The organism is Paraburkholderia fungorum, assembly GCF_046027605.1.
GTDB classification, from domain to species: domain Bacteria; phylum Pseudomonadota; class Gammaproteobacteria; order Burkholderiales; family Burkholderiaceae; genus Paraburkholderia; species Paraburkholderia fungorum_F.
Map to the genome: position 1 here is coordinate 378130 of NZ_JAQQEF010000003.1, position 12394 is coordinate 390523.

The 12394-nt window shown below is 52.9% G+C and carries 13 protein-coding genes; 2 read left to right on the top strand and 11 right to left on the bottom strand.

Translation table 11 applies throughout. From position 1 onward, the window contains the following. The first annotated feature begins 30 nt into the window (after positions 1 to 30). Together PQR53_RS07785 and PQR53_RS07790 are read left to right on the top strand one after the other, a co-directional pair. A complete protein-coding gene (locus tag PQR53_RS07785) occupies positions 31 to 1527 on the top strand; it encodes a DUF6538 domain-containing protein (protein WP_408452056.1) in 1497 nt (498 codons plus the stop codon). Between the two features lie 458 nt (positions 1528 to 1985). Beyond that, positions 1986 to 2969 (top strand): DUF4062 domain-containing protein, encoded by a 984-nt coding sequence (locus PQR53_RS07790; RefSeq protein ID WP_408452057.1) that lies wholly within the window; start codon positions 1986 to 1988, stop codon positions 2967 to 2969. 165 nt (positions 2970 to 3134) lie between these two features. Here PQR53_RS07790 and PQR53_RS07795 read toward each other — a convergent pair whose 3' ends face one another. From PQR53_RS07795 to ntrC, 11 genes are all read right to left on the bottom strand, one after another. Further along, complete coding sequence (locus PQR53_RS07795) at positions 3135 to 3608, bottom strand: hypothetical protein (protein WP_408452059.1); 474 nt, start codon at positions 3606 to 3608, stop codon at positions 3135 to 3137. 145 nt (positions 3609 to 3753) lie between these two features. After that, on the bottom strand, positions 3754 to 4464 hold the full coding sequence (locus PQR53_RS07800) for a hypothetical protein (RefSeq protein WP_408452061.1): 711 nt from the start codon (positions 4462 to 4464) through the stop codon (positions 3754 to 3756). 197 nt (positions 4465 to 4661) lie between these two features. Next, on the bottom strand, positions 4662 to 5105 hold the full coding sequence (locus tag PQR53_RS07805) for an HNH endonuclease (protein ID WP_408452063.1): 444 nt from the start codon (positions 5103 to 5105) through the stop codon (positions 4662 to 4664). 239 nt (positions 5106 to 5344) lie between these two features. Further along, on the bottom strand, positions 5345 to 5812 hold the full coding sequence (locus PQR53_RS07810; protein WP_408452064.1) for a phage terminase small subunit, hendrixvirinae-type: 468 nt from the start codon (positions 5810 to 5812) through the stop codon (positions 5345 to 5347). Next, complete coding sequence (locus PQR53_RS07815) at positions 5799 to 5966, bottom strand: hypothetical protein (RefSeq protein ID WP_408452066.1); 168 nt, start codon at positions 5964 to 5966, stop codon at positions 5799 to 5801. The genes PQR53_RS07810 and PQR53_RS07815 overlap by 14 nt, the downstream gene beginning before the upstream one ends. Before the next feature lie 577 nt (positions 5967 to 6543). After that, complete coding sequence (locus PQR53_RS07820; protein WP_408452068.1) at positions 6544 to 6903, bottom strand: hypothetical protein; 360 nt, start codon at positions 6901 to 6903, stop codon at positions 6544 to 6546. Beyond that, on the bottom strand, positions 6900 to 7340 hold the full coding sequence (locus tag PQR53_RS07825) for a hypothetical protein (protein WP_408452070.1): 441 nt from the start codon (positions 7338 to 7340) through the stop codon (positions 6900 to 6902). The genes PQR53_RS07820 and PQR53_RS07825 overlap by 4 nt, the downstream gene beginning before the upstream one ends. Positions 7341 to 7392: 52 nt before the next feature. Beyond that, positions 7393 to 8415: a hypothetical protein gene (locus PQR53_RS07830; protein ID WP_408452071.1), complete on the bottom strand. Its 1023-nt coding sequence runs from the start codon at positions 8413 to 8415 to the stop codon at positions 7393 to 7395. A 505-nt stretch (positions 8416 to 8920) separates the two neighbouring features. Next, positions 8921 to 9634, bottom strand: coding sequence for a hypothetical protein (locus tag PQR53_RS07835; protein WP_408452073.1), 714 nt, complete (start codon positions 9632 to 9634; stop codon positions 8921 to 8923). Between the two features lie 810 nt (positions 9635 to 10444). Continuing rightward, positions 10445 to 10687 (bottom strand): hypothetical protein, encoded by a 243-nt coding sequence (locus PQR53_RS07840; RefSeq protein ID WP_408452074.1) that lies wholly within the window; start codon positions 10685 to 10687, stop codon positions 10445 to 10447. A gap of 172 nt (positions 10688 to 10859) precedes the next feature. Next, entirely contained in the window at positions 10860 to 12377 is a 1518-nt protein-coding gene (ntrC, locus tag PQR53_RS07845; protein ID WP_408452076.1) for a nitrogen regulation protein NR(I), read from the bottom strand. Between the last annotated feature and the right edge of the window lie 17 nt (positions 12378 to 12394).

The window sequence follows — 12394 nt, forward strand, 5'->3', positions numbered from 1 at the left end:
GTGTACCACACACAAGGATAAAATACCGCCATGAGTGAGCATGTAATCAAGCGTGGGGCGCGGTACTACTACCGCCGCAGGGTTCCTACCGACCTTATCGAGCTATACGGCAAATCTGAGATACAGCGCGCGCTTGGTACGTCCGACAGGCGGGACGCTGAGCGGTTATCTCGTAGGGTAGCCGTTGAGATAGACGAGCTATTCGAGGGGCTTAGGAACCCTACCCCGGCAACACAGCCGGGTACGTATTGGGATGCCCTACCAGTGGAGCAGATAGAGGCAGCGGAGGAGGATCAATCGAACCTTGACCAGCAAATAGCGGAGCACGACGACGCATACGCGCTGGCAACACGCAAGGAAAAGAAACGACAGCAACGCCTGGCCGATATTGAGGAGGCCGTAAGACGTGTGCTAGGCAAAGAAACTGCTGCACAGGCCCATAACAGCCCCGCCACGCCTCCGACGACACTGCAGGCTAGGCAGGTATCAGCGACGCTCGCCAAAGGCGTGCAAGCGCCTGTATCAACCACGGCCCAGCAAGCCCAGGATAAGTCCCTTCGCGCCTTGGCTCGACACTGGGAGAAAGCCCGCACACCCGGAACAAGGGCTGCGGCTGCATTTCATCGCACCGTTGAGCGGTTTATACAGATGGTCGGTGATATCCCTGTTCCGAAAATTACCAAGGTGCAGATTGTGGAGTTTAAGGACGCCCTAGTTACTGCTGGCATAGGAGCCACCTCCATAAACGCATCCCTTGACCATATGCAGACCTTATGCCGCTACGCCATAGGCCAGGCATGGATAGACGCTAGCCCAGCTACAGGCGTGAGGCTTGAAGTCAAGAAGCGCAGCGCAAAGGGAGTACGTCCGCCATTCGACCTAGCTACGCTTAACCGCATCTTTTCCAATCGTATCTATACCGAAGGCTACCGCCCCGCTGCTGGCCGTGGCGAGGCTGCGTACTGGTTGCCCTTGCTTGGTCTATTTACAGGCGCGCGTGTTGAGGAGCTTTGCCAGCTACGCCCGGAGGACTTGTACGAGGAGGACTATCGGGGCGCAAACGGCAAGCCCGCTAAATGCTGGGTGCTACGCCTTGTGAATAATGAGGAGCACGGCCAGGGTGTAAAGAACGTCTATAGCGTTAGGCGTATCCCGTTACACCGTACCTTGATTGAACTAGGGTTCGTCGCTCACGTTAAAGCGCAGACCGGCAAGCCCCGCATATTCCACGAGCTACGTAAGGATAAGCACGGCGTGGAGTCGTCCCTATGGTCTGCCTGGTGGATACAACGGATGCTTAGGGCCGAATGCGAGCCTACTAGCCCTAAGATGGTCTATCACTCGTTCCGCCACACGTGGAAAGACATAAGCCGGGAATGCGGTATCAGCAAGGAATTAGCGGACGCGATACAAGGGCACAGCGAAGCGGATGCTTCGAGCAACTACGGCGGAGAATTCTTTCCTCTGCGCCCGTTGGTAGATGCGATGAACAAGTTTCAGGTGCATGGCGTTATGCTGCCCGCCTGAAATCTTGCCGCTCAGCGGGTCTCCGTTCCGGTTCAGGCAACCGCTCGGCGTCTATCTCAGACATTCCGTGAGCAATAGCGAACTTGCGCGCCTCCCACGGACAAGCGAAGCGCCCCAATACTTCCGTTGCACGCTGGGTGCCATCAGGTTTCCGCACGATGAGGATAGACGCGTACATGCCCTCATCGTATGCAGCTAGCGGCGTGAGGACGAAAGTCTTATGGGTTACCTCGATATTTCGCATCTAATACCTCTGTCGAGCTACCGCCCTGAGCAATGGGACGGAGCGTTTAATAGATCAACTGCAAATTGTCAATGATCCAATTAGATGTGTCTCTCGGTGCTAGCCCCGATTCTTCAGAGGTTTGCGGCACCTAGCACCCGGAAACGAATTAAGATATAGCCCCAACCCTTGTTGCTCGAACGAAATAACGCCAGAGACCGGAACGAAAACAATCATGTCTAGACCACGCGTTTTTATTAGCTCCACCTATTACGACTTCAAAACCATCCGAGACGACCTAGACAAATTTGTGTCATCGATGGGCTTCGAACCGATTAGACATGAGCTTGGTCATATTTCGTACGGGCGCGAAGACAAACCAGAAGCTTACGCCTATCGGGAGATCGAGTATTGCGACATACTTGTATCAATCATCGGCGGTCGCTTTGGATCGTCGGCGAGTGCTTCCGAATATTCGATCACGCAAGAGGAACTTCGAAAAGCCCACGAAATAGGCAAGCAAGTATATATTTTCGTGGATCGATCAGTACACGGGGAGTTTGACTTTTACAAGAGCAATAAAGACGTCCCCGGCGTAAAATTTACACATGCATCTGACGCGCGAATTCATGCCTTTTTAGAGGAAATATATGCTCTACCGAAAGGGAATCCAATTTTCCCTTTCACCACTGGCAGCGATATAATCACCATTCTAAAAGAACAATGGGCCGGTCTGTTTCAGCGACTTTTAGTACAGGAGACGGTTCGCGCTCAAACTACGGTTACACAAGAACTTCAGCGAAGCTTGCAAACAGTGGATCAATTGGTAAAGTTTCTCACAGAAGAGAAAATCAAAGGAGATAAAGCCGTACAAGAGATATTATTTAGAGACCACCCGTTATTTCAAGCACTGCAAGACGTTCTCTATAACAAGTACAGAATTTATTTTACCAACATCGAAGAACTCGACGCTTGGCTTAAGAACGGAAAGGTATTTGAGCGCGTTCCTGACTTTCTTGAGAACCATGACAACTTCTTTGAATGGACGCGCACCCTAACGATAAGGGGCAACGAGCAAGTCACCGTACTGTATATATTTAAATCTCTTTTTCATGAGGATGGAAGTCTAAAGGCAATGTCGCCCGCAAAATGGGATGCGTCCTGGGTTAGAACGGAGGACAAGAAGGCTGACGAAAAGAGCAATGACATCCCGTTTTAGTGCTTTAGCGATATCATTCATTCTGAAACCCGGCGCAGGAAACCAACTTTTTAAAGCCTCTTTCAGGCCTACCTCTATTGGCGGTAGCCTGGTATCGGGTACGCAGGTTAAATTGCCAGCATAGCCAGAGGGTCTGCACCGTTTAACGCGGGAGTAGTTACCGGACTAAATCAGCGTTAGCGGGTCTACGGCCAAAGGATCGATATCCACAACCGGTACATTATCCGTAGGTAAATCCTTGGCTACCGGGTACTGTTTGCATAGATCGTTACAGATGATTCGCAGCGGACCAAGCACGTTAGTTATTTGGTAAGGCATTGCGGACATTTCCTGTAGCACCTTTTCGGAATCGTCCATAGCCCATTTCAGACGGCGTAGCGTGCGGGCTAGCTCGTCATCGGTAACAGCCTGTGGTGACGCTTCTGGTAACGCGGTAACAGCGTCGATTGGTAACGCTTTGGTAACGCTCTCCGTGTTGCTGGTTATGGGTTCCGGCGTTACCGTGGTAACACATTTACCGTTACCATTCTGGACCGCTTTGGTAACGTCTCGCAGGCTCATATTGAGCGTTTTAGCGATATGGCGGTAGCTCAGGCCCGCCCTGTGTAGCTCGATAACCTGTGTAGTACGAGAATTCATGCATACCCTTATAAATCAATGACTTAGGTAAAATTACCTCTACCTCCCGCAAACCCTTTGTTTATAAGGCTCACAGACCGAACTGGTAACTTATCCGGTAAGTGCTCTCGGTAGAGCCTGTTTTTGCTTAGTAGGTACAACTACTCTATGCGCTCTCCGTTGAACCCGAATAACATTTGGCTAGAATCTCTCCCTCAGACAGACCAAGCATAGAACACAGCCGGGTCATACTTAGCTTGTCCTCTGTGGTGGACTGTAGATAAGACCCTGGCTTTACTGTGGACTTCTTACCGAATGCGTCCCGCCAATGCCACACGGCACGACCAATAACCACCTTGGAAGGGTAGAACTCTACGAGTGTGTTTAACGTAATCATATTGGGTTGATAGCTCCCTGTGCCTAGCAAGTACTTGCGTAGGTCATTAAATGACATTTTGTCTACATCAGGAATAGGCAACATTACTTTGAGTGCCGTAAGTCTATCCAGCACTTTAGAGATAGAGATAGCCAGACTGCGTTTAGCTACGATAGGCCGGTCCTGAGATTGGAATTTCTCTGTCATGGAATATCGCTTGCCATGGTCCTTGACCAGTACCTTACTAAACTCCACAGCCGACAGCTTAAGTATTTCAGTCCGGAGCTTATGAGTATTCGTATCTACTACGCTATCAGCAAACCTAACGCATATGTCGTTAGGTTTATAAACTACCTTATCCCGGACGATTACACTCTTTCCCGGATGCTTCTTTTCCGTATCGGATGCTATCTTCTTATTCTCAGCAAACGCAGCACCGCTACTAAGCTTACTCTGGTCTGGTAAATTATCGGGTAACTTAAACCCGGCGTTATTAATCATCCATTAATACTCCATGTTATTTGTATCCGGTCTACCAATCAGCAGGTTAAGCGTTAGCTCCTCTACCTCACGCCACGTTAGAGCGAATGTGTTGTTATCCGGGTCTGCACCTGATAGGCCAGTATCGTCCGTGTTGGTTATCACGTATCGATAGCTCCGCAAGGTAGCTACCAGCATTGCTCGTAACCTTTGATCCGTCATGTATTCCAGTGGTGGCCCGCTGATGTAGGCATACCGTCCGCTGTGCTGCCAGTCTTAACCCTACGGCCAAGGTCTACGTTAGTTTTATCTTGGTGGCATGGCTCGCACAGCAGTTGCAAGTTATCGTCTGCGTTAGTCCCGCCATTAATGAGAGCAACCTTATGGTCAACGATACCGGCCAATACAGCACGTCTGCATACGTGGCACGTGTAGGCGTCTCGTTCCCTGATACGTACTCGTATCTTGTCCCATGCGCCACCGCTTAAGTCATCGATACGCACGGCGTTACCCGCTGCTGCTACGCGTTCTTTCTGCTTGGCTGTGAGTGGTCTAGTGCGGGTAGTGGTAGTAGGTGCCGCCGCGCTGCCTGTATCGTTCCCATGAGGGCAAGCAAAGGGGTAGCCAAGGCCAGCCGTACAGCCGCATTTCAAAGTATTCATTCGTAGTCCTTACGTTATAGCCCCGTAGAGCCGTTGGTTATTGCTGGGTAGGCATGGGTAGCCAGTCAGCTACGGCAGGCCCGTGGTGAGGCTGTGGTGAGGTCGGAGAGGTGCAGAAAGGCGGGGGGGTATGTCAAACCAGAAAGGTCATCGACCCCAGCGCCGACTGGTCCACTTGCTTTAACAAAAGCCCAGAAAATTACATTGGAAAAAGTTATTTGTTCGCAAATAAAGCTAACTTAGCTCATTCTGATTGGAAGTCTCGGAATAGACGGATCATAGTTATCTACGCCTTGTCTGAGTCTAGGGATTAGCTCGTCCAAGTCGTTAGGGTTACCGTAGTCGGTTCTTTCACCCGCCTTACCTCTAAGCGTTCTAGTTTCAGCGGGAGTTTTCAACCGTAGAGCAGTTACTAACTTTAACGTTACTCCAGAGCACCTAGCAGCCTCTGCAATTAGCGGGTGTGGCTTACCCGCCAGCATCAATGCGCCTTGGTCTAACTCGTCTCTTACGCGTTTTTCCAACGCCCTCGCCCTGCAAAGATCGCCAACCAGTTCCAAATCGGATTCAGTCCAATCATCGGCATGTCTAGACCTAACGATACGGTCCCAATAATCGGATTCGGCAGGCGTAAGAGAAATATAATCCGGAATCTTGATATTAATATTAGCTCTGCGGATCGTTTCAATATCTCTATTCCTGGCCATGCGACATTTTCTCCACAAATTCCTCAAATTCTAATCGTAAATAATCAATCTGAGATTGTAAGTCAGCTACTTGGCTTCGTAACTGTTCCTCGATATTTTCAATATCGAATTCAATACTTTCAATCTCAGTCATTGGCTTACGTTCGTCAGTCATCTAAATCACCTTGGCGTTAGCATCATTACGATTAACTGGCATATCTTTACCAGTTTCAGGCTTACACTTATGGTCACTGTACTTACTATAGCCCACGAATAACTGTTTACACAGGCTGCATTGGAAGTGACTCCACTCCAGCGAGCCACCCGGAAGCATATGATCTCTAAACCTCATGCCGCCTCTCTTTGGGCTTGGCCCGATTCCACGCTATGTAAATCTTGGACAATCGTTGCGATTTCCAGCCATTGACGCGCACTGCGGATTAGCCTCGCCTCGTCAGCCGGTCTACGCCGTTTGAGACCGCACAGCCGCCCGTATTCCGTGCGCTCAGTGTTAGCCATGCGGATAGCGTATTGCGCCGTTGACAACAAATAGCCAAGTTTCCCCGTGGAGCAATCAACCGCTCTAAGGATCGCGGCGTCAGCGATTGCAGGGCTAGCATAATTCTGGAGACCAAGATTTTTTCCGTAACAGCGCTCCAGAATATCCGCACGTAGCCAGTCCGTGGTTTTGGCTCCGCGCTTCCCTCTTTCTACTACCTCGGTCTGCACACCGATTGCCTTAGCCGCCGCGATTAGTTGTGCTCGTGACATACCGCCTCCTCCTTAAGGCCGCGCAATGAAATAGCCACTTCTAAGAGGGAGTCAGGAGCAAATCTACCCGCCCTGCAAACTCGTTCCACTTCCCCGTCACGGAATATGACGCCGAAACTAACGGGAATATCCAGTGCTTCATTCGCAATGTCGAATTTAAGGCGCGACAGATCGTAATCAACGGACTTAGCGAGCTTGAGGAAGCTATTCAGCATGCGCCGCGCTGTAGCTGGGCGAGATAGGCCTACTTGCGCAGAGGTGTAACACAGACGGTTATACGCCCATTTAGAAAGCATCCAATCCGTGTCCGTTGGTTGATACATTGCTGGATTGAAGCTCATTGCACAGCCTCTTGAAGCTCGCGCAACCGTGCTACCAGTACAACCCGCTTATCCAGTTCCGCGCGCCGTGCCAGCACAGACGAAAGCGTATTGCGCAGCGCGTCCGTATCATCCTGTAGAGGCTTGATAGTATTAATCTCAGCCAGTCCCGCGCGGCATTGCGCTTGCGCACTCTCAACACGCTTTTGCGATGCCCGCACCCTATCCCGCAAATGGTCGATATTCGCCGCGTCAAGCGGGGAGCTTTCCGGAATCGCTGCGATTTGCTTTGACAGTTCCTTAACGGCTGCGCGGATCTGCTCGATAAGGGGAATTACCGGAGCTTGCTGGGGCTTGCTGTAATCCTGCGGAAACGAGAAAGTAACCCGCTGTCCGTCTTCGAAGGTAATAGGTTTTGGTGCGCGTGGCGTGAAAAGCTTTGATAGTTTATTAGTCATGTTGGTATGCATCCCTTGTGAAAATAGATAGAGGCCCCGAAGGGCCATTAAATTAGCTAAGCGTTACGACTTGAACCGGGCTAAGCAGCTTTGCCGACAAGCGGCGCATAATCTTCACAGCCGCCATATTGTTCTGAAAGAGATGCGTAACCGTGGTATTAGCCGTACCCGTGCCATCATCAAGCACGATATCTGCCTCATTCGTTTTGCTAACCTCATTACCAACCGGGTCCGTAACAGTCACTCGATTAGCTTGAACGAGCCACAGCTTGCCAGCGGGAACAGCCAGCGACTGAATAACCGGACGCGTCTTATACGACACGGTAGGATTCGGGTTAGCAGCGTCTTGCAGATTCATCAACGTATCAGGCGCAGCGACAAAGACGCCATATCGTGCATCCGGAAGTGCAGCGATAGCCGCTTGTGCTGTAGCCGCAGCAGCCGAGTTAGCCGTAACGAGTCCAGAGAAATACACGTCAAGAGCATTCGAAACAGCCGTTTCCAATTGCTGGACGACATACGAGAGAACCGAATCGTCAGCAGACACGGACAACGTTTCTGCGGTAACTGCCAGAATAAGGCCGAATCGCTGCATGTCCGTGGTATTAAACGCCGTAGCAGGTGCCGCAGCCGGAACGGGGCTATCCTCGTTAGCCAGATGAGCCGCCGTCAAATTAGCCGCTTGCGAAAGCAACCGTTGAAACGGTGCGATACCCAATGCACCATAAGCCGTGATTTGCTCAAGAATCGGAGTAGTTACCGGAGTGTCATAGACGACTCCCGGACGCTGGCCCGGATAGACCAGGTTAGGCGTATTAGCTACCGTACTGGCAGCAACAGCGGCCTTAGTCACAGCGTTGGTGATATCACCCTTGTTGATAACGCCGTTTTCGTCCGTGAAGATACCGCCGCTCGCTACCAATTTCTTGATACGAGCTACCGGGCTATCGAAGCCAAAGCGCTGGCCTACCTGCTCGTACGAAATGCCTTTGTTTTCCGCGATAGCCCATTTAAGAGCGTTAAGCGTGTTTCCTGCGAATGCTTGGGTGATAGCTTGTTGAATTGCGTTTTGCAAAATATGTATTCCTAAATAAATGTTAAGCCTCTTGGCCGAATGCCTTGCGTACTTAGAATGATCGATAACTCCCTATACCGGCTAGTCCGCGTCGATCCCGGATGGACTGCCTACGTGTTAATGCTAGGTATTAGTGCGCGTTAGACTTAAGATAACTATCAACCGCAACCTTAATTACAGTAGCAACGCGGGTATCTGTACGTGCGGCTAATTCTCGGAGTGCCTTGTGCGTATCAGGATCAATTCGGGTACTAATAATGCGAGATTCCGCGTAAGGGTTAGCGGGGAGGGAATGTTTATTCATAATTAAACTCACTAGATTTGTAGACATAAAGATAAGACGCACCGAATCCGCCCGGTACGTCTGGCAGGTAGGGTTGCGCGTGGGAACTACACGGGTACGGCGTGGCGGAAGTGACCGTTATATTGATCGTGTTCTATCACCCTGCTGTGTGCTTTTTCGATTTCTGCCCGCAAAGCCTTGCCCAGTAAAGGTTTTGATTGTTCACGGGACTTTCTTTAGTTTCGCGCGCAACACCGCCAGCGCTTCCGGCGTGATCGGCGGGGGCAATTTTGCCTTGGTCATGTACGTTGCGTACTCAGCCTCTAGCCTCGCTTGCCGCTTCGCAAGTTTCAGCGTTTCCCGTTCCAATTTCAGGGCGGCTTGAGCGGGTTTCGTGACATTCCGCTCCCACTCCATTTGACGCTTGGTTCGTCGCGGCTTCCGTTTCTTCACCGTCTCCAAACCTAGATTGCTTCGTCGGCTCTCCGCATACTCCGTAACGCCCTGCCTGCATATCCACGACACGAGATCGTAATCCGCCTTGCTAACAGGCTCAGACGGCGATACCAGAGGGGCGGTAGTCCAATAATTCCGGCGGTAGTCCTCGTCTACGCCGTGCTGCTGATCAAAATCCTTTGCGGTCATGGACCACTCGGGAGTTTCGTCGGGCATCGCTTCCCGTGGCCAGCCTCCTTTAGGGTGATCCCTGTCCATGATGATTACACCGACCATAAGCGGTACGGATTCCGTCAGCACGTCAGGAGGCACGGTCCTCGCTCGCAAGTGCCGGTACGTCTCGCGTTTAACCACGGCTTCGATTACGCGCCGACTCACACAGAACATTTCCGCAATCTTCACGGATCCGAACCGCTTATGGTTCAGAATGCACGCCGCGCGAATCCACAATACGTCAATGTCTGATAGCTTGCGTTCCATTGTCTCAGTCGCTATCTAGGCTGCTAGAGCATCAGCGTAACCAAGCTCCTGCATCGCTGCCCGCATTGCCTCGCCTGCCTCATGCGGCGAGTTTTGATAAACCACTGTAGCGAGTAGCCAGGAGCCATCTAGGCCACTACGCACCACAGGGGCAAACGTACGAAAACCGTGCTTCCTAAGCGTACCTAACACAAGCCACAGAGGCTGTACCTCTACGCCGTCAGCGCGTATAAGACGGAGCGCGACGGGCATTGATGCAAGAGCGGGCGTAATCATTGGGTCTACCTCGTTTAAGTGACGAGCGCAGCAAAGCCGCACCCTTAAATTGTTCTTACCTTAGCTACCTACCGCCTGTGTCGATTGGGCGATTACGGCGGCCTTTCGCGCGTACTTCGGTTAAGCAAGCCCGCTGTATGCAACGGCCTTGACGAACCGTAGTTCGTAAAACTCATACGTCCCGTGGCATGGTGGCCCGGACGCTCTGCACGGGGTTTAAAGCCCTCGCAGAATCCGCCCTACTCCCATAACTGCGAACCTGACGCGCTTCTAGCTGCAGCGCTTCCAAGCCCCTTGCCTGACCTCTAACCAGAGGAGGAGAACGGTTTAGGAATCAAGAGCGGCCCTTGGTCCCGGTCGCCTTGCCGGAGGGCTAATGCAATTATGCAAAATCACTACGCAAGCTTGATTAAAAAGGGCGGTGTTGCTTACTACCCGCCCACCTTACCGAACTAACCGCAAGATTACTACGCAAAAAATCACTACGCAACTCTATTCCGACCAATATTTTCGGAACGGTCGTGCTGGAAGTCGTCACTCGTCGTTTTGCTTGTCGCCGACGTTCTTAACGAACCGGTCAAACCCTTCGGTCGTCCGCGCCTCCGGGTTTCCTTCTGCGATTTCCTGAGCAACGCCCTGAATCATGGGCCGCTTTTCCTCAAGATACTTAGCCACAATGTCCCGTAGCTCCTGAGCTACCTTGACGCCACCCATTACCCGCAGGATTTGCAGGTCCCGGATATGCTCCTTCGGTAGGCGCAACTGATAGGCTTGCATGTCCTCTCGCTGGCTCCGTACCTTCGAATTCGGATCGTATTTCATAGTAGCCCCTTATGCGTAGGGGTTCACTCTATCACAATCACTACGCAAAGGAAGCAAAAGGGCGGGATTCTGTACCACAAATCCCGCCCACGCGACCCAGCCCCAAATATCTAAGTCACTGATTTTATTACGGTTCTAAGTTAAGTTCCTGAATCTTGCGCGTAATCGTATTGCGACCGATGCCGAGGCGCTCCGCTGCCTCCACCTTGCGTCCGCGCGTGAAATCCAGCGCCTCGCGAATCACCGCCGCTTCGAAGCGCCGCGCGAGTTCGTCCATGACGTCGGCAGCATTCTCACGCAACATCCGCGCGACTTCGGTACGCAAGCCGCCTTCCCAGGCGCTCACCGTGGTCGCCGCCGACATGCCGGCAGCGGTAGCCGGATGCGTGGCCGCGCTGGTGCCGTTGATCGGCGCACCGCCGGCAAGGCCCGCCTCGCCCGTGCCGATCACGCCACTGCCACCGCTCGAGAGATCGGTCACGCCGGCTTGCGTGGGTCCCAGATCGGGCGGCAAGTCCTTGATCTCGATGGTCTGCGCGGGCGCCATCACCGTGAGCCAGTTGGCGAGATTCTCTAGTTGACGCACGTTGCCCGGAAATGGCAGAGACGCGAGATACGCCAGCGCCTCTTCGGACACGCGCTTCGGCTCCACGCCCAGATCGCGCGCACTCTTTTGCAAGAAGTGGCGCGTGAGCAGCGGAATGTCTTCGCTGCGCTCGCGCAGAGCCGGCAAGCGCAAGCGGATCACATTGAGCCGGTGATACAAGTCCTCGCGGAACAGACCCTGACGCACACGCGATTCGAGATTCTGGTGCGTCGCCGCGATCACGCGCACATTCGCGCGCAACGGATTGTGGCCGCCGACGCGATAGAACTGCCCGTCCGACAGCACGCGCAACAAACGCGTCTGCAGATCGAACGGCATATCGCCGATTTCGTCGAGAAACAGCGTACCGTTCTCGGCCTGTTCGAAGCGCCCCTGGCGCATGGCCTGCGCGCCGGTAAACGCGCCGCGCTCATGACCGAACAATTCGGATTCCAACAGATCTTTCGGAATCGCCGCCGTATTTAGTGCGATGAACGGACCATTCGCGCGTGGGCTATGTCGGTGCAACGCACGCGCGACGAGTTCCTTCCCGGTGCCTGATTCGCCGGTAATGAGCACGGTGGCCGCGGAATGCGACAGCCGGCCGATCGCGCGAAACATGTCCTGCATCGCCGGCGCCTGGCCGAGCATTTCCGGTGCATCGGCGACGCGGTCGTCCCACGTCTGTTCGCCGCGCATGCTTTCATCGACCGCGCGGCGGATCAGTTCGACCGCCTTGTCGACGTCGAACGGTTTGGCGAGATACTCGAACGCGCCGCCCTGGAATGCGGCGACCGCACTATCCAGATCGGAGAACGCCGTCATGATGATGACGGGCAAGCCCGGTACCTTGTCGCGAACGGTTTGCAGCAATTCAAGGCCGGAGCCGCCAGGCATCCTGATGTCGGACACCAGCACCTGAGGGCTGTCGTGATCGAGCGCCGCGGAAGCCTCGCGCACGTTCGCGAAGCTGCGTGTCGCGAAGTTTTCGCGAGCGAGCGCTTTTTCAAGCACCCAGCGAATCGATTGATCGTCGTCTACTATCCAGATCGGCTTCATATAGGTCGGTCAGAAGT